This window comes from Rhizobium sp. BR 317 (assembly GCF_047445835.1).
In the GTDB taxonomy this organism is placed as follows: Bacteria; Pseudomonadota; Alphaproteobacteria; order Rhizobiales; family Rhizobiaceae; genus Rhizobium; species Rhizobium paranaense.
Window position 1 is genome coordinate 1 of record NZ_JARWLB010000008.1, and the last position, 22026, is coordinate 22026.

Annotated in this window: 22 protein-coding genes; 12 read left to right on the plus strand and 10 right to left on the minus strand. The window is 59.8% G+C overall.

Translation table 11 applies throughout. The features are described from left to right. A partial coding sequence (locus QD357_RS14335; RefSeq protein WP_414124592.1) for a transposase occupies positions 1-158 on the minus strand: 158 nt, incomplete at its 3' end. 153 nt (positions 159-311) lie between these two features. Between QD357_RS14335 and QD357_RS14340 the strand changes: the two genes are divergently transcribed. Continuing rightward, positions 312-1034 (plus strand): hypothetical protein, encoded by a 723-nt coding sequence (locus QD357_RS14340; RefSeq protein ID WP_414124469.1) that lies wholly within the window; start codon positions 312-314, stop codon positions 1032-1034. After that, positions 1031-1708: a hypothetical protein gene (locus tag QD357_RS14345; protein WP_414124470.1), complete on the plus strand. Its 678-nt coding sequence runs from the start codon at positions 1031-1033 to the stop codon at positions 1706-1708. Before QD357_RS14340 ends, QD357_RS14345 begins: the two co-directional genes overlap by 4 nt. Before the next feature lie 492 nt (positions 1709-2200). Here the strand turns inward: QD357_RS14345 and QD357_RS14350 are convergent, their stop codons facing one another. Next, positions 2201-2893 (minus strand): 7-cyano-7-deazaguanine synthase, encoded by a 693-nt coding sequence (locus tag QD357_RS14350; RefSeq protein WP_414124471.1) that lies wholly within the window; start codon positions 2891-2893, stop codon positions 2201-2203. Positions 2894-4050: 1157 nt separating this feature from the next. Beyond that, positions 4051-5211 carry a M20 aminoacylase family protein gene (locus QD357_RS14355; RefSeq protein WP_107109538.1) on the minus strand — a complete coding sequence of 387 codons (1161 nt, stop codon included), beginning with the start codon at positions 5209-5211 and terminating at the stop codon, positions 4051-4053. A gap of 215 nt (positions 5212-5426) precedes the next feature. Between QD357_RS14355 and QD357_RS14360 the strand changes: the two genes are divergently transcribed. Both QD357_RS14360 and QD357_RS14365 read left to right on the plus strand, forming a co-directional pair. After that, complete coding sequence (locus QD357_RS14360) at positions 5427-6593, plus strand: D-alanyl-D-alanine carboxypeptidase family protein (RefSeq protein WP_107109537.1); 1167 nt, start codon at positions 5427-5429, stop codon at positions 6591-6593. Positions 6594-6606: 13 nt separating this feature from the next. Further along, entirely contained in the window at positions 6607-7809 is a 1203-nt protein-coding gene (locus QD357_RS14365) for a CobW family GTP-binding protein (protein ID WP_107109536.1), read from the plus strand. 220 nt (positions 7810-8029) lie between these two features. Here QD357_RS14365 and QD357_RS14370 read toward each other — a convergent pair whose 3' ends face one another. From QD357_RS14370 to QD357_RS14390, 5 genes are all read right to left on the minus strand, one after another. Next, positions 8030-8263: a sulfurtransferase TusA family protein gene (locus QD357_RS14370; protein ID WP_107109535.1), complete on the minus strand. Its 234-nt coding sequence runs from the start codon at positions 8261-8263 to the stop codon at positions 8030-8032. Beyond that, positions 8256-9548, minus strand: a complete 1293-nt coding sequence (locus QD357_RS14375) for a L,D-transpeptidase family protein (protein WP_107109534.1) — start codon at positions 9546-9548, stop codon at positions 8256-8258. Before QD357_RS14375 ends, QD357_RS14370 begins: the two co-directional genes overlap by 8 nt. Positions 9549-9780: 232 nt before the next feature. Continuing rightward, positions 9781-10734: an acetyl-CoA carboxylase carboxyltransferase subunit alpha gene (locus QD357_RS14380; RefSeq protein WP_107109533.1), complete on the minus strand. Its 954-nt coding sequence runs from the start codon at positions 10732-10734 to the stop codon at positions 9781-9783. Between the two features lie 63 nt (positions 10735-10797). Next, on the minus strand, positions 10798-11754 hold the full coding sequence (gene xerD / locus QD357_RS14385; protein ID WP_107109925.1) for a site-specific tyrosine recombinase XerD: 957 nt from the start codon (positions 11752-11754) through the stop codon (positions 10798-10800). 14 nt (positions 11755-11768) lie between these two features. Next, positions 11769-11936, minus strand: a complete 168-nt coding sequence (locus tag QD357_RS14390; RefSeq protein WP_028754795.1) for a hypothetical protein — start codon at positions 11934-11936, stop codon at positions 11769-11771. Between the two features lie 160 nt (positions 11937-12096). Between QD357_RS14390 and QD357_RS14395 the strand changes: the two genes are divergently transcribed. The 3 genes from QD357_RS14395 to QD357_RS14405 are packed head-to-tail and all read left to right on the plus strand — an operon-like array spanning position 12097 to position 15118. Then, on the plus strand, positions 12097-12687 hold the full coding sequence (locus QD357_RS14395) for a shikimate kinase (protein WP_107109924.1): 591 nt from the start codon (positions 12097-12099) through the stop codon (positions 12685-12687). Beyond that, positions 12684-13811: a 3-dehydroquinate synthase gene (gene aroB, locus QD357_RS14400; protein ID WP_107109532.1), complete on the plus strand. Its 1128-nt coding sequence runs from the start codon at positions 12684-12686 to the stop codon at positions 13809-13811. Before QD357_RS14395 ends, aroB begins: the two co-directional genes overlap by 4 nt. Then, positions 13808-15118, plus strand: coding sequence for an HlyC/CorC family transporter (locus QD357_RS14405; protein ID WP_107109531.1), 1311 nt, complete (start codon positions 13808-13810; stop codon positions 15116-15118). Before aroB ends, QD357_RS14405 begins: the two co-directional genes overlap by 4 nt. A 3-nt stretch (positions 15119-15121) precedes the next feature. On the opposite strand, the gene QD357_RS14410 is transcribed toward QD357_RS14405, so the two are convergent. After that, positions 15122-15409 carry a BolA family protein gene (locus QD357_RS14410; protein WP_107109530.1) on the minus strand — a complete coding sequence of 96 codons (288 nt, stop codon included), beginning with the start codon at positions 15407-15409 and terminating at the stop codon, positions 15122-15124. Positions 15410-15514: 105 nt separating this feature from the next. Between QD357_RS14410 and QD357_RS14415 the strand changes: the two genes are divergently transcribed. The 4 genes from QD357_RS14415 (at position 15515) to QD357_RS14430 (ending at position 20440) form a co-directional block, all read left to right on the plus strand. Beyond that, positions 15515-16135, plus strand: coding sequence for a J domain-containing protein (locus QD357_RS14415; RefSeq protein ID WP_107109529.1), 621 nt, complete (start codon positions 15515-15517; stop codon positions 16133-16135). A gap of 310 nt (positions 16136-16445) precedes the next feature. Next, positions 16446-17435 carry a cobaltochelatase subunit CobS gene (gene cobS / locus QD357_RS14420; protein ID WP_107109528.1) on the plus strand — a complete coding sequence of 330 codons (990 nt, stop codon included), beginning with the start codon at positions 16446-16448 and terminating at the stop codon, positions 17433-17435. 19 nt (positions 17436-17454) lie between these two features. Then, positions 17455-19347, plus strand: a complete 1893-nt coding sequence (cobT, locus tag QD357_RS14425; protein WP_107109527.1) for a cobaltochelatase subunit CobT — start codon at positions 17455-17457, stop codon at positions 19345-19347. A gap of 76 nt (positions 19348-19423) precedes the next feature. After that, positions 19424-20440, plus strand: a complete 1017-nt coding sequence (locus QD357_RS14430) for an esterase-like activity of phytase family protein (RefSeq protein ID WP_107109526.1) — start codon at positions 19424-19426, stop codon at positions 20438-20440. 25 nt (positions 20441-20465) lie between these two features. Here the strand turns inward: QD357_RS14430 and QD357_RS14435 are convergent, their stop codons facing one another. Then, positions 20466-21434 (minus strand): quinone oxidoreductase family protein, encoded by a 969-nt coding sequence (locus QD357_RS14435; protein ID WP_107109525.1) that lies wholly within the window; start codon positions 21432-21434, stop codon positions 20466-20468. Between the two features lie 61 nt (positions 21435-21495). On the opposite strand from QD357_RS14435, the gene QD357_RS14440 reads away from it, so the two are divergent. Continuing rightward, positions 21496-22002, plus strand: a complete 507-nt coding sequence (locus QD357_RS14440; protein WP_107109524.1) for a MarR family winged helix-turn-helix transcriptional regulator — start codon at positions 21496-21498, stop codon at positions 22000-22002. The last annotated feature ends 24 nt before the right edge of the window (positions 22003-22026 follow it).

Genomic DNA, 22026 nt, shown 5'->3' on the forward strand with positions numbered 1-22026 from the left:
GCCTCGGAGACCTCCATGCCGCCATATTTGGCTTTCCAGTTGTAAAACGTTGCTTCTGAAATTCCGTGCTTGCGGCAAAGGTCGGCCGCCTTCGCGCCAGCTTCCTGCTCCTTCAACACCGCAATAATCTGCTCTTCCGTAAATCGCTGCTTCTTCATTCGTCCGTCCTTTAATGGGCCGGACTCTAATCCATTCTGGAGGAAATTCGCAGTGGCACGTCAGTTCGCAGGGAAATCAAGGGCGGCGTCGATAGGTCTAAATATTCGAAGGTCGAGGGAGGAGACGGCAATTGCCTGTTGTGCCGTCACTTCATGACGGGTCCTAAATTCGCGTTCTCGATCCGGGAGAAAGGAACTGCACTGCTGAGGCTGCTAGCAAAGAAGGCGACACGGATCAATGAACTCATCGAAGAGCAAGATGCCGCTGAAACGCTGCTCGGTCAGATGTCGACAACGGACCCCCGTCGTGCGGGTCTCATTAAGGACGTGAAAGATATCCTTGCGCAGATCACTACGATCACTGACCAGCAGTCAGACATATCCAAAACCGTCATCAGAGCTAATGAATTAGGTCGAAGCTTTGCCTCGATGGAACCAAAAGAATTCGGGGTCGAGAGCTTGGGTCAGATTATGATCGCCCATCCTGATGCCCCAACAACGGAGTGGGCCGAGGTTTCGGAAATCCAACAGGCTCACCGGATTGTCAAAGGAGCGAAATTCTTTCGGAGCCACCACGATCCAGATGCGGAGACCTATCGACAGCAATGGGCGGATAAGCTCTGTTTCCTGAGCGGTATGACGCCCGTATCAATGTCGAACATGAGTGCGGCAGAAAAGGAAAGGGCCACCGAGTTCTTGGTGGAGGAGGTCTTAAACCACACTACCACTGAACAATTGATCGCGGCCCAGAACGGCGCAATCCCCCTGGACGAATTGCTCGACCGCCCAGCAAGAGACGAATTGTTTGGACGGAAGCTCGGACTGCAGCCTTTCGCGCTGCCGGCTCTTCAGCATAGCGTGAACCTAATCCAATGACGAAAAAGGCAAAACGTAACGACCGCTTTGAGCAATGCAAAGCCATCATAAAGAATGCGGCTGAAGAGTCACTTGCGCTGATCAACCTCACTGATGATGAGGACGCGGTGGCTAATTTCAAGTCGATCCACGCGATATGCGCGAAGCTCGTAGTGGCAGAGGGCCTCTCGGCTGAACCCACCTATGCGCTGATCTCGTCCTATGGCGAACGGACTTACGGGGCGTTCATAAAGCCGCAAACAATCAAGAATCGTTACCGCCGTATGGTCGCGGTTTGGCGGAAAGCCCACAAGACAATGGTCGAGCTAACGTCTCAAAATGACTGGACTGATTTCTCCAAGGTAAAGCCGCAGACCTCCCAATCGCTTGATGCAGAAACAATTCTCCGAGAAATGATCCGTAGACTTCAGGTGGAAAATAACCGGCTGCGGGCGGAGCTCAAGGAAAGTGCCAACGTCCACCCGATCGCCCCCGCCCAACGCACAGACACCAGCGATCCGCATGACGTTCCAGAGTTCTTGGACATCACGCCCGTTCGACAATGGGTCTCAGGTCTCAAAGACGAGAACTCGATCCTCGTTGAGACACCTGCCGGGCTCAAATTGAACAAAAACGCTCGGATTGGCATGACAGTGATGGGCGGCGCGGCTCTGAATGTTCTAAAGTCGCTGTAGGGTGATCGTTCGCGTCGAGTCCATCTCCGACCTGGTGGCCTATAAACCTGCCTTTTTCATTAAGACGTCCAAGGCCTCACCATATGGGTAGCCAGTCTCGTTAAAGTAGCGCTTGAAGTGCTGATCACGGCCAGCGGCGTGCGGACGTACTTCTGACCGAATTTTCACTTGTTCTTCGGACATTGCCGATGGGCGCGCGCTCCGAATTGCTCCTGACATTGCCAAAGCATCAGCACTACCAAGGGTCTGCTGGAAGCTATTCGCGTGTCAGAATACTGCGTGGAAGTCGGTAGTCGACACAGGGAACGGTGCCGATCCACTGCCGCCCCTCGGTCCCGGTCGAGGGCCTTGCGCAACGCGGCGATCTGGACCGTGAGATCGCCTTCCGCGATGACAAGCCCGCCAGGCGCGCACGAGAAGCTGCTTCTTGTCGACGACCTTGCCGCTCGCATTGAAGAGTATTTCAGGCGAGAAGGCCACGCCGTTCACAGTCTAGTCGTGATAATCAGTGGGATCGTCAATCCCAGATGCGTTAAAGCCATTCCTTCTTGCTTGGCATCCCGCACACTTTCCACAATGTCGTACGGTTTGTTGTGGCGACGTACAACTCCAAGTCTTTTCAAACGGAACTTTTAGATCGAATCCAAGCTTGATTATTTCCTGTTTTGATAAAGACCTAAGGGGTGCGAGAATATTCGGAGCAGAGTTGGCCTTGGGGTTAAGCTTATTGATACTGCTTTCCAGATCAGAAAAAGCGCCGATTGCGTCGCGCCCGGAAGCCTGTTCCTTCGTCATACCGACCACCACACCATCTTTGCCCGCGATATGCGCGTAATATATCATGCAGGACAAAATAGTGGTGAAAGCGGTTACACTCACTCCTCCTCCATCGCCGAATTCCCTATCAGTATCGAGTTCATCTAAAGCTATAGCTTCAAATGACAAGTAACCGACTTGCGTCTCTAGCATTTGTCTAAAATCGGTAATCTCCAAATAGAAATTTTTCGAATTGGCGAGCCATTTGGCCGACGATCGCTCCATCTTCGCAACCGGTCTCGCTGTTATCGCATGAAAGCCAGAGACTCGAATTCCTTGCTTTAACGCAGCATACGTACAGACGTACGAATCTATTCCTCCCGATAAAGCAATCACTAATGACTTGTGGTTTTGAAAGTCTAGTTTCATAAGTTATCACCCTCCGCAACGCCAACGACGAAGCTTTGTCAGTAACAACCCTCCTTCATCTTTGCTGATGCAGAGAGACAATTAGCATAGCCTACGCTTGAATCTTTTGGGTGTCACCAGCTCGCTCCGCCTTTTTGCCCGGACAGTTGTGTTCCGGTTACTCTCAGGCCGCAGATGGCAACTCCTAAGTTCGCGCTGACTGGGTATTCCTTTCCACCGCGCTTACTTGCGTGATTGCCGACCAAGTAGATGTGGACGATACGCAAATGCGCATCCCCGGGAAGGCGCGATGTCTAGGAACGTCTCGTGACATACGGAGTGGCTGCGGCAGGATTGCCCAACTTTTTTAGGGAGGTGGCGTCCACGAGAGGATTCGAACCTCCGACCCCAGGATTCATACCACTTCGGCTTTTGCCGCCGCCCGAGGGCGTTCGTGGTCTGGACTGTCCCTTCACCATGGGCCGAAGCCTTTAGGTGCTACCCATCCAGTCTCTACACCTTCATCGGATTTCTCCGAAGCTTGGCTCGGGATTGGCATGCTGAGAGTTCAGCGAAGCGTTCCCCGACTTTGAGCAGATCGACCACCGTCTTTCGAATGGTGGCCCCCAATTTAAAACTAGGAATCCTGTGCTCTATCCTGCTGAGCTACGTGGACCCACAGGCGTATGCAGTCTGTGATTAGCTTATCCCTCCCAGCTGGGCAACCGCAATTTCACATCGCGTCCGCCAGTGTCTTCGCCTTGGCTTCACGAAGCTGCCATTTCACTAGAAGGAGGTTAACCCGTTGGCTTATGAATTCGTCATCATCGTCTGGCTCACGGTGGCGTCCCCGCCCTGCTCGGCTGCCGTGTTTGCTAGACGAAGGACGCCGGAATTCGAGGTAAGGAGTAGATCGAGGACTTGAAACGTTATGTTGCCGAGGTTATGAGGATGCATCGGTACGCGTACCGACCGACACGTCAATATTTTCAATGGCTTATAAAATCGGTACGACCGGTACGCTCTTAAAAGTGCTCTATCCTGCTGAGCTACGGGACCACTGAGATTGATCCATACAAAAGCAAGGGCCCGAAGCCAAGCCCTTTTCCCGTCTCGGAGACAATCTGCTTTTGCCGGGCCGTGCGCCATGGTCAGGCGCACGGAAAGATGGTGGAGGCTCAGGCGTTCAGGCGTTGTTCGGCGAGGCGCACCCAATAGGAGATGCCGTGGGCGATGGCTTCGTCGTTGAAGTCGTAGGCCGGGTTGTGCAGGCCGGCGGTGTCGCCGTTGCCGACGAAGATGAAGGCGCCGGGGCGGGCGTTCAGCATGTAGGAGAAATCCTCGCCGCCCATCATGGGATCGATGTTCGGGATGACATTGGCAGTCCCCGCGATGTCGCTTGCGGCGGCAATCGCGTGCTCGGTCTCGTCGGCGTGGTTGACGGTGACCGGATAGTTGCGGTGGAACTGGATATCCGCCTCGGCATCATGGCTGGCGGCGATGCCGCTGACGATCTGCCGGAAGCGGCGCTCGGCGAGGTCGCGGATTTCCGGATCGAGCGTGCGTACGGTGCCGACGAAGCTCGCGTCGTTCGGGATGACATTGTAGGCGTTGCCGCCATTGAACTTGGTGACGGAGACGACCACCGATTTCAGCGGATTGGCACTGCGCGAGGCGATGAGCTGCAGGTTGGTGACGATCTGCGCGCCGATGGCGATCGGGTCGATGGTCGTGTGCGGCATGGCGGCGTGGCCGCCGCGCCCCTTGATGGTGACGGTGAACTCGTCGGTCGCCGCCATGATCGCGCCCTTGCGGATGGCGAACTGGCCGACCGGCAGGCCCGGCAGATTGTGCATGCCGTAGACTTCCTCGATGCGGAAGCGCTCCATCATGCCGTCCTTGACCATGGCATCGCCGCCGGCGCCACCCTCTTCGGCCGGCTGGAAGATGACGGCGATGTTGCCATTGAAATTGCGGGTTTCGGCAAGATATTTCGCAGCACCCAGCAGCATGGCGGTGTGGCCGTCATGGCCGCAGGCATGCATCTTGCCGGGTGTCTCGGAAGCCCAGGGCTTGCCGGTGATTTCGGTGAGCGGCAGGGCATCCATATCGGCGCGCAGGCCGACGGTACGGCCTTCGCCCTTGCCGCGGATCAGGCCGACGACGCCAGTGCGGCCGATGCCGGTGACGACCTCGTCAACGCCAAATGCCCTGAGCTTTTCTGCCACGAAGGCAGCGGTGTTTTCCACCGCATACATCAGCTCAGGCCTCGTATGGATATAGCGGCGCCATTCCGTCACTTCGTCCTGGAGTTCGGCGGCTCTGTTCAAAATCGGCATGCTGATTTTTCCTGCTGCTCAATATCGGATTCGGGTCTAGCAATTTGATCCGACACAACCCTCAACATCACATCGCACTTTTTTATGCCGTGCGCGTGATCACAAGGCTGTGATCGGTTGGCAATAAACTCGTCAATCGCCTTTGCCTTCTCTTAGCCATATAGGTTAAATAGGGGGAGCTTTCGAGAAAATTCCGGACTTCTGAAGGATTGACCGTGCTGACGAAGCAGAATCGTTTGTATGCCGCCTTGCGGCTGGTTCCCATGGCCGCCGCCGCATCCATGCTTTTCCTGTCGACCGCGCATGTGGCCGAAGCCAATCCGCATATCCTCGTCGATGTCAGCAGCGGCCGGGTGCTCGATCATGAAGACGCCTTCCGCAAGTGGTATCCGGCTTCGCTGACCAAGCTGATGACGGTCTATGTCGCCTTCCGTGCCCTTCAGTCCGGCCAGGTCACGCTCGATACGCCCGTTGTCATGTCCAAGCTTTCCTCTTCGCAGCCGCCCGCGAAGATGTATTTCAAGCCGGGCCAGAAGCTGACGCTCGACAATGCGCTGAAGATGATGTTGGTCAAATCCGCCAACGACCTCGCGATGGCGATCGCGGAGACGGTCGGCGGTTCCGAGCAGGGTTTCGTCGCGCGCATGAACGCGGAAGCCGCCCGCCTCGGAATGCGTGACACGCATTACATCAATCCCAATGGCCTGCCCGGCAAGGGCCAGTACACGACAGCACGCGATCTTGCGGTCGTCAGCGTGGCGCTCCGCCGCGAGTTCCCGCAATATGCCGGCTATTTCTCGCTGGAAGGGTTCACCAACGGCGTCAAGCAGGTGCCGAACATCAACATGCTCATCGGTCGCTTCGATGGCGCCGACGGCATGAAGACTGGTTTCATCTGTGCTTCCGGCTTCAACCAGATCGCCTCGGCCACACGCAACGGCCGTACGCTGGTCTCAGTCGTTCTCGGAACGGACAGCCTTGCCGCACGCGCCGATGATTCCGCTAATTTCCTCGAAAAGGGTTTCGAGAACCAGTTCTCCGGCCGGGATACGCTGGCAAGCCTGCAGCCCTATGGACAGGGCCAGGACGAGGTTGCCGACATCACCGCCGACATCTGCAGCGCCAAGGGCGCGCAACACCGCAGCGAGACCCGCGATCCCACCGGCCGCACCAAGGTGCAGTCGCCCTATATCCATGAAATGGATCACGAGCCGAATTTCGTCTATGCCGGCCTGATCGGCGGTCAGGACGTTGCCACCGCAAGCAAGGGCGACAAGGACGATGTGGCGGCGAAGGGCGACAAGGCCGTGAAGGGCGACAAAATTGCCGTTACGGGCGGTGTCACCGGTATTCCCATCCCCATGCCGCGTCCCACTTACTGATCGGACCTGAACCATGAGCGTTCCGCAGGAGAGGGTGCCGGTTTCGATCCTGACCGGTTTTCTCGGAGCCGGCAAATCGACATTGCTCAATCGCATCCTCAAGGACGCGGAGATGCGGGATGCGGCTGTCATCATCAATGAGTTCGGCGATATCGGCATCGACCACCTGCTGGTCGAAAGCTCCGGCGATGCCATCATCGAGCTCTCCGATGGCTGCCTCTGCTGCACGGTGCGCGGCGAGCTGGTGGATACGCTCGCAAATCTGATGGACGCTATGCAGACCGGCCGCATCCGGCCGCTGAAGCGCGTCGTCATCGAAACGACCGGCCTTGCCGATCCGGCGCCGGTGATGCAGTCGATCATGGGCAATCCGATCATCGCCACCAATTTCGACCTGGATGGTGTGATCACCGTCGTCGATGCGGTCAACGGCTTGCAGACGCTCGACAATCATGAAGAGGCGCGCAAGCAGGTCGCGGTTGCCGACCGGCTGATCATCTCCAAGACTGGCCTGGAAGGCGCTGCCTCCCTCGGCATGATGGAGGGACGGCTGCGGGCGCTCAATCCGCGGGCGCAGATCATGAATGCCGACAGCGAAGCGGCCGGCCGCGCCGCCATTCTCGTCAACGGGCTCTACGATCCGGCCTCCAAGATCGCCGATGTCGGCCGCTGGCTGCGCGACGAACTTGAGGCTGATGATGATGACCATGATCACGAACATGGGCATGACGAGCCCGGGCACGATCACGATCATCATCACGGCGGCCACGGCCATCATCGCCATGGCCACCATCATCATGGCCATCGGCATCAGCACGCCCATGATGTGACCCGTCACGGCGAGTCGATCCGCTCCTTCTCGATTGTCGAGAGCCAACCGATCGATCCGATTGCGCTGGAAATGTTCATCGACCTCCTGCGTTCCGCGCATGGCGAGAAGCTGCTGCGGATGAAGGCGATCGTTGCCATGTCCGACAGGCCGGAGCGTCCGGTCGTGCTGCATGGCGTGCAGAATATCTTCCATCCGCCGGTGCGCCTGCCCGCCTGGCCCAATCCCGACGACCGGCGCACGCGCATGGTGATCATCACCAAGGATCTGCCCGAAGACTTCGTGAAGGGCCTGTTCGACGCGTTCCTGAGCAAGCCGCGTGTCGACACGCCGGATAGGGCGGCGCTGCAGGACAACCCGCTGGCGGTGCCGGGGATGCGGTTTTAGTTTCACTCCGATGAGATCAAGCAACCCGCCTCGCCCTTCGAGGGCCCTGCGGCCACTTCAGGGTGAGGCTGATCTTTGTGCATTGTCGCCCATAGTCAGAGTGCAGTGTCAGGTATGCCCAAGGAATGCCGGGCTCGCTCCATCCTCATGGTGAGGCGGGAGCCTGAGCTTGTCGAAGGGCGACCCTCGAACCACGAGGATGGCCCCTGACCGCGGCCGATCAACCCTTGCGAATGATGAAGCGATGGCCGCTGTCGGTCTTCTCGCTGGCGAGAAGTGCGTGGCCCTTTTCATTGCAGAGATGCGGGATGTCGATGATGGCGAGGGGATCGGTCGTTTCGACCGTCAAAGTCGTGCCGCTCGGCATTCCGCGCAGGCGCTTTTCCGTTTTGATCGCCGGATAGGGGCATTTCAGCCCGCGCAGGTCGTAAACCTCGTCGGTCAGGCTATTCACTCTTGGCCCAGAACTTCCAGAAGGGCGGCTTCTTGGCTTCGGTCTGCGCGGTCTCGACAGCCGGAGGCGGTGCATAGGCGAGCGGATTGACGCCCGGGTTCATCGGGTTCGCCATCGGGATCGGCACATTCGCCGGAATGTTGGCTGCCACGGCGATGTCGGCGGGTTGAGCCACCGGCTGTCCGGTGAGACCCGGGGCGGCCGTCGCCATACGGATGCTTGCCGTCGTCGGATTGGCGACCGTGGCGCCGCGGGCAAGCTGCTGGCCCGACTGGTTCGCCATCATCGATTCCAGATCAGCCACCTTCATCATCTTGCCGGCGGCAAGCGCGGTGCCGGTCGGGGCATAGGCGATATCGTGGCCCTTGCGCTGCTTGGCGACAACAGCCTTGCGTTCGGCTTCGGTCGGGTCGTACCAGGCCATGCCGTCAAATTTCTTCAGAGCGGCGGTGTAATCGGCGTCATACTGCTTGTTGTAGGACAGAAGCGCAGTCTGCAGGGCCGGCGGGGTGGTCATGACAGGGCATTTGCCGCCGGCGTTGAACGGGCCACTGGCCTGCTGGTTGAAGACGTATTTCTTCTCGCAGACCTCGACTTCCGGCGGACGCTTGGTCACTTCGAAATTGTCGTAGCCGACCTTCAGCATCTTCCAGAATTCGATATTGGGGCTGAGGCGGTGTTTGACCATGTTTTCCGCTGTCATGCGGAAGGGATAGGCTTCGAGTTGGATCGCCTTCTGGCCGCCCTTGAAGGCGTCGCGCGCGAAGGCATAGATCTCCAGCACCTGCTGGTCGGTCATCGAATAGCAGCCCGACGACGAGCAGGCGCCATGGATCATCAGATTGGCGCCGTTGCGGCCGTTGGCCGCGTCATAGCGGTTCGGAAAACCGGTGTTGATGGCAAGGTAATATTTGGAGTTCGGATTGAGGTTGGCCGGCGTCAGCATGTAGAAGCCTTCCGGCGCTTGCCGGTCGCCTTCCTTCACCTTCGGGCCGAGACGGCCGGACCAGGCGCAGATCTTATAATCGGCGATGACCTCGAAGCGATTGCTCTGGTTCGCCTTGAGGATCTCCATCGCACCTTCTTCCTTGAAGATGCGGATCATGATCGGCGAATTGCGGTCCATGCCCTTTTTCGACATGTCGGCGAGGATGTGGCTCGGAAGCGGCTGCTCGACCTTGTTTTTCACCGTCGACAGATCGACCGACGCGGATTCGAGCGTGTCGTTACAGCCGGCAAGAGCCAGCGCCATCAGGGAAACATAGGCAAGGTGACGGATGCGCATTCTGACTTAGCCCATAGACATGAAGAGCGGCCGGCACGATCTGTTCGCCGCCGCCAAATCGAAACATGAAACGGAATCATAGACGGCTTATACTTGAGAATTCCTTACCAGCCTATGACGTGCTCGCGGCGCACCCGCAAGCTTTTCTTTGTCATAAAGGGTTCGATAACAAGAATGTGGCCAAGATTTGGCCTCATTCCCGTCTTGGGGCATCAGGAATCTCGAACCTGAGTTAGAGATTGCGACCCATGTTGAGGAATTTCTGACGGCGGTCGCTGCGCAATTGTTCGCCCGAACGGCTGGAAAGTTCGCTAAGCGCGTTGGAAATCATGTCGCCGGTCGCGGCAATCACCGTCTGCGGATCGCGATGCGCGCCGCCAAGCGGTTCGGGAATGATGCCGTCGATGATGCCAAGCCCCTTCAGATCCTCGGCGGTGATTTTCATGTTGGTGGCGGCTTCCTTGGCGCGGGTGGAATCGCGCCAGAGGATCGAGGCGGCACCTTCGGGTGAAATCACGCTGTAGATCGAATGTTCGAGCATATAGACGCGATTGCCGGTGGCAATCGCGATCGCGCCGCCGGAGCCGCCTTCGCCGATGACGACCGAGATGATCGGCACCTTGACGCCCAGGCACATTTCCGTGGAGCGGGCAATCGCTTCAGCCTGACCGCGCTCCTCGGCGCCGACGCCGGGGTAGGCGCCTGCCGTATCAACCAGGGTGACGACGGGCAGTTGAAAACGGTCGGCCATTTCCAGGATGCGGATCGCCTTGCGGTAACCCTCGGGACGGGCGCTGCCGAAATTGTGCTTCAGGCGCGTCTTGGTGTCATTGCCTTTTTCCTGGCCGATGACAGCGACAGGCTGGCCGCGGAAACGGGCGAAGCCCGCCTGGATGGCGGCATCCTCGGAAAATTTGCGGTCGCCGGCCAGCGGCGTGAATTCCGTAAACAGCGCTCCGGCATAGTCGACGAAATGCGGGCGCTGCGGATGGCGGGCAACCTGCGTCTTCTGCCAGGCATTGAGCTTCGAATAGATGTCGGCCATGGCTTCGCGGACGCGAATTTCGAGCCGTCCGACTTCATCAGACGTATCGATACTCTCGTCTTCGCTTGCCAGTTTCTTCAGCTCGTGAATCTTGCCTTCGAGATCCGAGATGGGTTTTTCGAAGTCGAGATAATTGTGCATGAGGTGCGTTTCCGATCCTTTTGCCCGTGACGAGAGACGGCACGTATAGCCTGTGTGCCGGTCCTAATCCTGTTTTTTAGCCTGTTTGGCAAGGGGGTGATGCGTTTGCACCAGTTGGTGAAGCCGTTCTTCCAGCACATGTGTGTAGATTTGTGTGGTCGAAATGTCGGAATGGCCAAGAAGTTCCTGCACCACGCGCAGGTCCGCGCCATTGGCAAGCAGGTGGCTGGCGAAGGCGTGGCGCATCACATGCGGCGAGATCAACGAGGGTGTCAGGCCGGCGCGAATGGCGAGATCCTTCAGGTCGCGCGCAAAGACCTGCCGCGGCAGATAGCCCTGCTTGGAGGCTGCGGGAAAGAGCCATGGGCTTTCCGGAACTGGCTGTTTGGTGTTTGCAGCCTCCAGCGCCTGTCGGCGGCCATAGGTCTTCAGCGCAGCGATGGCCGACTGTGACAGGGGCACCAGCCGCTCCTTGTTGCCTTTGCCGCGGATCATCAGGAAACGGCCTTCCTGGTCCAGCACTTTCGCCGGCAGGGACACGAGTTCGCTGACGCGCATGCCGGTGGCATAGAGCAGCTCCAGCAAAACCAGCATGCGCAGATGCTGCAATTGATCGGGACCTTCGACGGCCGCTTCCTGTTCGGCCTGGGCGAGAAGGCGCGTCACATCGTCGACGCCCATGGTCTTCGGCAGGGCGCGGCCCTTCTTCGGCGCGTCGAGAATGCCGGTGGGATCATCCGTGCGCAGACCCTCGGCATAGAGAAATTTATAGAACTGGCGCATGGCCGACAGCCGGCGTGCCTGCGACGAGGGCTTGAAGCCCTGGTGTGAAAGGCCGGAGAGATAGGCGCCGAGATCGTTCGATGCGGCTTCCGTCATGCGGACCTTGCGCTCCGACAAAAAGGAGTGGAGATCGTCGAGGTCGCGCTCATAGGACTGCAGCGTGTTGACCGCCGCGCCGCGCTCGGCGCTCATCATTTCGAGGAAGGCTTCCATATGGACGCGGCTCAGATCCTTCACGGCGATCCCCGCGCTCACGGCTTGACCGAGCCGGTTGCCGGCGGGTTGACGCGTTCGGAGGGTATGCGGATCGTCACATCGCGCGGCTGCGGATCGACGAAGAGCACTAAAGCCCACATTGCTCCATAGACCGATCCGGCGATGACCGCGCAGATGACAAGGAAGCGAAACAGGGTCGGCATTCAGAAACTCTCCTCGTCCCAATCATTGGTCCGGCGATATAGTGTAATCATATCCGACAAGCGTTAGCCGAAGGATATTGCAGACATGTTTATGTTGCGGCGTCTTGACGCTACAGGCGCATTTGACGATACCGTTTCCAAACAAATTGTGAATGGGCCGATGAACGAAGAAGTGCTGACCCTTGCAGAAAGCCTCAGAGACAAAGCGCGCGCCGTATTGGGCACGCGCAACCTTGTCCTCGTGGGGTTAATGGGGGCCGGAAAATCCTCGATCGGCCGGCTGGTCGCGCATCAGCTCGGCATTCCCTTCGTCGATACGGATATCGAGATCGAACGCGTTTCGCGTATGACGATTTCCGAGCTGTTCGAGGCTTATGGCGAAGACGAGTTCCGGGCGCTGGAAACGCGGGTGATCAAGCGGCTGCTCAAGGGCGGCCCTCGCGTCGTTTCCACCGGCGGCGGCGCCTTCATCAACGACCGGACGCGCCGGCATGTCAAACGCAGCGGCCTGTCCGTCTGGCTGAAGGCCGATCTCGACGTGCTTTGGGAGCGGGTCAACAAGCGCGATACGCGACCGCTGCTCAAAACCGAAAATCCGAAGCAGACCCTCGAAAAGCTGATGAATGCGCGCTATCCGATCTATGCGGAAGCCGATCTCACGGTTTTGTCCCGCGATGTGGGCAAGGATGTCATGGTCAAGGAAGTCCTTGTGGCCATCGTCGAGGGGAAAGAAGGAAGCAAGACACCATGAATGCGATCACATCGGCCGAGCGTCTCGTCCGCGTGCCCCTCGGCGAGCGCGCCTATGACATTCTGATCGGCCCTGGCCTGATTGCGCGCGCCGGCAAGGAAATCGCAGCAAGGTTGAAGGGCCGCAGAGCCGCTGTCATCACAGACGAAAATGTCGCGCCGCTCTATCTCGATGCGCTGATTGCGAGCCTTCAGGAGGCTGGTATCCAGTCCTCCAAGCTCGTCCTGCCGGCCGGCGAGAAGACAAAGAGCTTCGAGCATTTGATGGCCGTCTGCGATGCCGTGCTCACGGCGCGTGTCGAGCGCAACGATGCCGTCATCGCGCTTGGCGGCGGCGTGATCGGCGATCTCGCCGGCTTTGCTGCCGGCATCGTGCGCCGCGGCGTCCGTTTCGTACAGGTGCCGACCTCGCTGCTGTCGCAGGTGGATTCGTCCGTCGGCGGCAAGACCGGCATCAATACCCATCACGGCAAGAACCTAGTCGGCGTCTTCCACCAGCCCGATCTCGTACTCGCCGATACCGACGTGCTGAATACGCTCAGCGAACGCGAATTCCGCGCCGGCTATGCCGAGGTCGCCAAATACGGCCTGATCGACAAGCCGGATTTCTTTGCCTGGCTGGAGGCCAACTGGAAAGAGGTGTTCTCCGGCGGCGCTCAACGCATCGAGGCGATTGCCGCGAGCTGCCAGGCGAAATCCGACGTTGTCGTTGCCGACGAGCGCGAAAACGGTCCCCGGGCGCTGCTCAATCTCGGCCACACCTTCGGCCATGCGTTGGAGGCGGCCACCGCCTACGACAGCCGGCGGCTGGTGCATGGCGAGGGCGTTTCGATCGGCATGGTGCTGGCGCACGAATTTTCCTCGCGCCTCAATCTGGCAAGCCCTGACGATGCCAAGCGCGTCGAGACGCATCTGAAGGCGGTCGGCCTGCCGACGCGGATGGGCGACATTCCGGGCGATCTGCCGCCGGCCGAGGTGTTGATGGACGCGATCGCTCAGGACAAGAAGGTCAAGAGCGGCAAGCTCACCTTCATCCTGACCCGCGGCATCGGGCAATCTTTCGTCGCCGATGATGTTCCGGCTTCCGAAGTTCTCAGTTTCCTAAGGGAAAAACATCCGCAATGACGGTTCAAGGCACGCTGGCTGCTCTGTGGGAATATTGGCCCGAGATCATCTCGATCATCGCGCTCGTGCTGCTGTCGGCATTTTTCTCCGGTTCGGAAACGGCGCTGACGGCGGCTTCGCGCAGCCGCATCCATACGCTGGAGGCGAATGGCGACGAGCGCGCGGGGATCGTGCGGCAGTTGATCGAGCGCCGTGACCGGCTGATCGGCGCGCTGCTGATCGGCAACAATCTCGCCAACATCCTGTCGTCATCGATCGCAACCAGCCTGTTTCTCGGCCTGTTCGGCAGCTCCGGCGTTGCGCTGGCGACGGCGGCCATGACGGTCATTCTCGTCATCTTCGCGGAAGTCCTGCCGAAAAGCTGGGCGATCTCGACGCCGGACCGTTTTGCTCTCAATGTCGCCGGCACGGTGCGTCTCTTCGTTGCCGTCGTCGGACCGATTTCGAGCTTCGTCAACGCCATCGTTCGTCAGATTCTCGGCCTCTTCGGCATCAATCTCTCCAAGGAAGTGTCGATGCTGTCGGCGTATGACGAGCTGCGCGGCGCCGTCGATCTGCTGCATCGCGAGGGTTCGGTGGTCAAGGCCGACCGCGACCGCCTGGGCGGTGTGCTCGATCTCGGCGAGCTGGAGCTTTCCGACATCATGGTCCATCGCACGGCGATGCGCGCCATCAATGCCGACGATCCGCCGGAAGTCGTCGTCCGCGCCATTCTCGATAGCCCCTATACGCGCATGCCGCTCTGGCGCGGTACGATCGACAACATCATCGGCGTCGTCCACGCCAAGGATCTGCTGAGGGCGCTGGCGGAGCCGAATGTCGAGCCGGAAAATCTCGACATCGTCAAGATCGCGCAAAAACCCTGGTTCGTGCCCGACAGCACTAATCTCGAAGACCAGCTCAACGCCTTCCTGCGCCGCAAGCAGCATTTTGCAGTCGTCGTCGACGAATATGGCGAAGTGCAGGGGATCGTTACCCTTGAAGACATTCTGGAAGAGATCGTCGGCGATATTTCCGACGAGCACGACCTCGATATCCAGGGTGTGCGGCAAGAGGCCGATGGCTCGATCGTCGTCGATGGCGTCGTACCGATTCGCGATCTCAACCGCGCGCTCGACTGGGATCTGCCCGACGAAGAGGCGACGACGATTGCCGGTCTCGTCATCCACGAATCGATGACCATCCCGGAAGAACGTCAGGCCTTCACCTTCTACGGCAAGCGCTTCATCGTCATGAAGCGGGAAAAGAACCGCATCACAAAGCTTCGGATCAGGCCGGCAGAGACGGAAGAGGGGAAGTCGGAGTAGCCGTTACCACCGCACGGCTTCGCCCGGTGCTGCGGGTTCCACGGCAAGGGCATGCAGGCCGGCATCGAGTTCCGGCTTCAAAAGCTCTGTGATCGCCCTGTGGCGGGCAAGGCGTGTCATGCCCGTGAACTTGGCGGAGACGATTCGAACTCTTATATGGGTCTCGCCCGTTCCGGTCATGTCGGGCTGATGACCGGCATGTAAGTGGCTTTCGTTGATGACAGCGAGACGTTCGGGCGCGAAGGCTTCGTTGAGCTTTTTCTCAATGCGGGATTGAAGCGTCGTTTCCATATTCCCGCCGGTACCTTGTTCGCGAAAAAGGTTTCACAAAGCCTGCAACATTCCCATTTGTCAATTCTTGTTGTGGGGTGGCTGAGGCCCCATAATTAGGGCGCCATGAGACTCGATTCAAAATATTTCGATCGCATTCGAACCCGCCGCAAACGCGAGCCGGAGGCCGAACAGGCTCCGCCGACGTGCCAATGGGACGGCTGCGATAAAAAGGGTACGCATCGTGCGCCGGTCGGGCGCAATGCGGAAGGGCAGTTCTTTTTGTTCTGCTTCGAGCACGTCAAAGATTACAACAAGGGCTACAATTATTTTTCCGGCCTCTCGGACGGTGAGATCGCGCGCTACCAGAAGGAAGCCATCACCGGTCATCGTCCGACCTGGACCGTCGGCGTCAACAAATCGGCGCGCAACAGCCCACTGCAATCCGACATCCGTTCCGGTTCCTATTCCCGCGTGCGCGATCCCTTCGGTTTCGTCAAGGACGGGCAGGGGCAGGGACGCGGCCCGCGTTTCCCGCAGGAGCGCAAGCTGAAGACGCTCGAAGCGAAAGCCTTCGACACGATGGGGCTGGCTGCGAACGCCACCAGCGCCGAGATCAAGAGCCGTTACAAGGAATTGGTGAAAAAGCACCATCCGGATGCCAATGGCGGTGACCGCGGGTCGGAGGAACGGTTTCGCGCAGTCATTCAGGCTTATCAATTGTTGAAGCAGAACGGTTTTTGTTAATTCCTGTCCTTGCTCTCCGCCTTCAATCAGGTATGGTCCAAATCGGCTGAGGCCGCAGGCGACTGCGGCAAGGTGCGCTTTTGGCTGGCTGCACCTCGGCCAACTTTCCGGACGCGGCGTTTCTTGTCCGGGACTCTGTTCAAGAATGCTCGCAAGCGATCATGTCGTCGCGCCGAGGTTTCGCTTCAGTCCCGGAGAAGTATCGCCGTTGTTCCGACCTGACGGATGCGGACAACAAGCTGCGGCGTCACGGATCAAAAACGGCTGAGATTGATATGGCTGGGTGAGAGTCACCCGCCCTGGAGACATGATGAGCAAGATTGACCTTGATATTTCCGAGCTTCCCGATACGACCGTTTCGGTCCGTGAAGTCTTTGGCATCGATTCCGATATCCGCGTTCCGGCATACAGCAAGGGCGATGCCTATGTGCCCGACCTTGACACCGACTATCTCTTTGATCGCGAGACGACGCTCGCCATTCTCGCCGGCTTTGCCCATAACCGCCGCGTGATGATTTCCGGCTATCACGGCACCGGCAAGTCCTCGCACATCGAGCAGGTCGCAGCCCGCCTCAACTGGCCCTGCGTGCGTATCAACCTCGACAGCCATGTCAGCCGTATCGATCTTGTCGGCAAGGACGCGATCGTCGTGAAGGACGGGCTGCAGATCACCGAATTCAAGGACGGCATCCTGCCCTGGGCCTATCAGCACAACGTCGCCCTCGTCTTCGACGAATACGACGCCGGCCGCCCGGACGTGATGTTCGTCATTCAGCGCGTGCTGGAATCGTCGGGCCGCCTGACGCTGCTCGACCAGAGCCGCGTTATCCGTCCGCACCCCGCCTTCCGCCTGTTCGCGACGGCCAACACCATCGGTCTCGGCGACACGACTGGCCTCTATCACGGCACGCAGCAGATCAACCAGGCGCAGATGGACCGCTGGTCGATCGTCACGACGCTGAACTACCTGCCGCACAACAACGAAGTCGATATCGTGCTCGCCAAGGTGAAGTCCTTCCGCACCGAAAAGGGCCGCGACACCGTGTCCAAGATGGTGCGTGTCGCCGATCTGACCCGTGCAGCCTTCATGAACGGCGATCTTTCCACCGTCATGAGCCCGCGTACGGTCATCACCTGGGCGGAAAATGCGGAAATCTTCGGCGATGTCGCCTTTGCCTTCCGCGTGACCTTCCTCAACAAGTGCGATGAGCTGGAGCGGCCGTTGGTCGCCGAGCAGTATCAGCGCGCTTTCGGCGTCGAGCTGAAGGAAAGCGCCGCCAACATCGTGCTCGAAGCCTAAGAAGAAGAGCCAGCAAGTCATGGCAGGTCGCGGAGACAATTCCAAAGCGAAGCCGGGTGCCCCGGTGGACATGGAGCCGTTGCGTCGGGCGATTACCGGCTGCGTACGCTCGATCGCCGGCGATGCCGAGGTCGAGGTGGCTTTCGCCAACGAGCGCCCGGGGATGACGGGCGAGCGCATTCGCCTGCCGGAGCTTTCGAAGCGGCTGACGGCGCATGAGCTGGCGGTGACGCGCGGCCTTGGCGATTCCATGGCCTTGCGGCTTGCCTGCCACGATGCGCGCGTGCATGCCACCATGGCGCCGCAGGGCGCCGATGCGCGCTCCATCTTCGATGCCGTCGAACAGGCTCGCGTGGAATCGATCGGCGCGCTGCGCATGAGCGGTATGGCCACCAACCTCAATTCGATGAATTCAGAAAAATACGCCAAGGCGAATTTCTCCGGCATCGAGCGGCAAGAAGATGCGCCGATCGGCGAGGCCATGGCGATGATCGTGCGCGAGAAGCTGACCGGCCAGCAGCCGCCGGCAAGCGCCGGCAAAGTGCTCGACCTCTGGCGTTCCTTCATCGAGGACAAGACCGGCGGCGAACTCGACCATCTGCTTTCTGCCATCAATGACCAGCAGGCTTTTGCCCGCGTCGTGCGCAGCATGCTGACGGCCATGGAAATGGCCGAGGAATACGGCGACGAGGACATGGAGCCGGATTCCGATGAGGAGTCTGCCGAGGAGGACAAGCCGAGCGGCGAGGATCAGGATGATCAGGACGTCGAGAACGACGACGGTTCCGACTCCGCGCCTGCTGAGGACAGCGAAGCTTCCGATGAGCAGATGGACGACGGCGAGATGGATGGCGCCGAAATCTCCGACGACGACATGAGCGAAGAGGGCGAAGAGGATTCGGAGACGCCGGGCGAAACCCGCCGTCCGAACACGCCCTTCGCCGATTTCAACGAAAAGGTCGACTACCACGTCTTCACCGAGGAATTCGATGAGACGACGACGGCGCAGGAGCTCTGCGACACCGTCGAGCTCGAGCGCCTGCGTGCCTTCCTCGATAAGCAGCTCGCGCATCTGCAGGGTGCCGTAGGGCGGCTCGCCAACCGCCTACAGCGCCGGTTGATGGCGCAGCAGAACCGCGCCTGGGATTTCGACCTCGAAGAGGGTTATCTCGACCCGGCACGTCTGACGCGCCTGATCATCGATCCGATGCAGGCACTCTCCTTCAAGATGGAGCGCGACACGCAATTCCGCGATACGGTCGTGACGCTGCTGATCGATAATTCCGGATCGATGCGCGGCCGGCCGATCACCGTCGCAGCCACCTGCGCCGATATTCTGGCGCGCACGCTGGAACGCTGCGGCGTTAAGGTCGAAATCCTCGGCTTCACTACCAAGGCCTGGAAGGGCGGACAGGCGCGCGAGAAATGGCTTGCCGGCGGCAAGCCGCAAACGCCGGGCCGGCTCAACGATCTTCGCCACATCATCTACAAATCGGCAGACGAGCCCTATCGGCGGGCGCGTACCAATCTCGGCCTGATGATGCGCGAAGGCCTGCTCAAGGAAAATATCGACGGCGAGGCGCTGATTTGGGCGCATAACCGCCTGCTCGGCCGCCGCGAGCAGCGCCGCATCCTGATGATGATCTCGGACGGCGCGCCGGTCGACGATTCGACGCTGTCTGTCAATCCGGGCAACTATCTGGAGCGGCACCTGCGCGCCGTGATCGAGCAGATCGAGACGCGTTCGCCGGTGGAGCTGCTGGCAATCGGCATTGGCCACGACGTCACGCGCTATTATCGCCGCGCCGTCACGATCGTCGATGCCGACGAGTTGGCCGGCGCCATGACGGAACAGCTTGCATCGCTGTTCGAGGATCAGGCAAGCCTGCCGCGTATGCGTCGCGCAAGCTGAATAGCCCATAGTCAAACCTGCATCGGCCTTCCGGCCGGTGCGATTTCCGCCCAGTTGCAAGGCCCCGTGAGAGCCCATGAAACGCCTTTGCCGCGCGACCATGCTTGTGATGCTGCTCGCCGGCTGTGGCTCTGTGGATACTTCGGAAGGCGGATCTGCGGACATCCACGCGACGGCGATTTCGGCGTTCAAGCCCGGTTCCGAGCAGACACGGTTCGGTGCGCTTGAATTTCTCGGCGGCCTCGAACTCAGCTCCGGCAATGCGCTTCTCGGCGCCCTCTCCGCCATCCGCTTCCGTCCGGATCAGCGTCATTTCGTTTCGGTCCTGGATACCGGCCATTGGCTGACGGGAACCATCGAGCGTGACGAGGACGGCAAACTGAAAGGCATCGTCGATGCCCGTATCATGCCCATGGTCGACCGTTTCGGTGAGACGGATGCCGGTAAGGGCGCGATGGATGCGGAGGGGCTGGTGCTACGGGGCAACCATGTTCTCGTCAGCTATGAGCAGAATCATCGCGTCGATTCCTATCCCGATCCCGGCTTCGAGACATCGCCGCCGGATGGCAGCATTCCGATCCTGATCCCGAAGAAGCAATTGCACGGCAACCGCAGCCTGGAAACCCTGATGACCGCGCCGCAATCAAGCCCGTTGGCGGGGGCAGCGGTGATCGTCGCGGAGCGCAGTCTGGACGATGAAGGCAACATGCTGGCGGCAATCCTGGATGGGCCGCTGAAGGGCCGTTTTACGGTGCGCCATAGCGACGATTTCGACGCCAGCGACGGTGTTTTTCTGCCCGACGGCGATCTGCTGCTGCTGGAGCGGCGCTTCGATCTGGCGCACGGGATCGGCGTACGCATCCGCCGTATTGCCGGCGGCGACATCAAGCCCGGCGCGGTCGTCGACGGCAATGTCATCTTCGAAGCAGGGTCCAATCTGCAGATCGACAATATGGAAGGGCTGGACGCTTTCCGGGCTGCCGACGGTACGATCCACCTGATCATGGTCTCCGACGACAACCATTCGATTTTGCAGCGAAGCCTGATGCTGGAATTCCGGCTGCGGGACGATACGGCAGTCAGCATGAAATAGCGGCCCGCGCCTTTGACGTGGTTCCTCAGGATGTCACGGCATTCATCGTGAAGACGGTGCGCCGCGCGCTGTCATCCTCCGGCCATGCCCGCTCGACGTCGGAGAGGGGAACGGGCTTTACTGCGACCGTCAAGCCGGCCGGAGTGGTCGCCCGCAACAGCTTGCCGACGGCATGGACGAGCCCGTCGACCGATATGCTGCCGATGCCGCTGCCCATCAGCTCGATTGCGGAAGAACGCAGCACTGCGCTCGGCAGTGTTATATCCGCCCCGCTGCTGGAACCGATCTGCACGAATCGCAGAGGCACGGCATCCCGGCCGAATTTGGCGGCGGCGATCAGCAGGCGTTCGGCGCTTCTTCCCCAGAGGTAGTCGATGACGACGTCTACGCCCTCGGCGAATTGTTGCTTGAAGCTCTCCCCCAGAGCGGCGTCGTTTTCCACCAGGGGGATCGTCACATCGGCGCCAATCGCCGCAAGCGAGCGTAGGGCGTCGATGTTGCGGCCGGTGGCGATCACCTTGCGTGCGCCGAGATGCTTGGCGATCTGCACGGCGAGGCGGCCGGCGGTGCCGGTGGCGCCGTTGATCAATACGGTCTCACCGGCCTTGAGTTTGGCGCGTTCGGTATAGGCGGCCCAGGAGGACATGCCGGGATTGGCAATGGCGGCAGCGGTGATGTCGTCGATATCGTCGGGCAGGGCTATACAATGGGCCGGGGACACCACGGCGTATTCTGCCATGCTGCCGAACGGCGCCTTCGGCACGACGAAATAGACCCGACGCCCGTCGTCAAGCCGGCCCACGCCGTCGATGCCGACGACAAAGGGGAACTGGCCGGACGAGCTGTAGTGTTTGCCCGAGGCCCGGCCCTTGACGACATGGCTGATGGCGGCGGCGGTAACGGTGACGCGAACCTCATCCGCCGATGGCACCGGCTCGGCGAAATCTCCGTAAACGGGCGCGTGCCCGGCTTCCCTGACGATGGCAGCTTTCATGACATTTATCCTTTTGGATCTCGATAATGCGTGTATAATGCACATATATGAGGAGTCAGGAATGTCGTCAACAAAAAATGTGCAAAATACACATATCTCCGATCAATTGCGCCAACTGCATGGGGCTGTTCTCGATATCGTCGCGGTGATAAATCGACCGCAGCGCGATGAGGTGCTGATCAAGGAGGCGGGAATTCCGCTGGACCGGGCGTTGTTTCCGTTGCTTGTCGGCATCGAGCGGTTCGGGCCGATCGGCGTGGTGGAAATGGCCGATCGCGTGGGGCGGGACTACACCACCGTCAGCCGCCAGGTCGCAAAGTTGGAAAGCCTCGGGCTGGTCGAGCGAAAGGGGAGTGCTGCCGACCGTCGCGTCCGTGAGGCCGTCATCACCGAAAAAGGCAAGGCGATGACCGATCTGGTCGACGCGGCGCGCGAAAGGATCGGGCGCGCCATCTTCGAGAGCTGGAATCCGGACGAGGTCGACGAACTGGTGCGGCTTATGCGCAAGTTCGCCGATGCAGTGAATGAGGAGCCGCCGGTCGGTTCCTCGGTTGCGACGAAGCCTTGATCGCCGCGAGTTCGGGCGAACGTA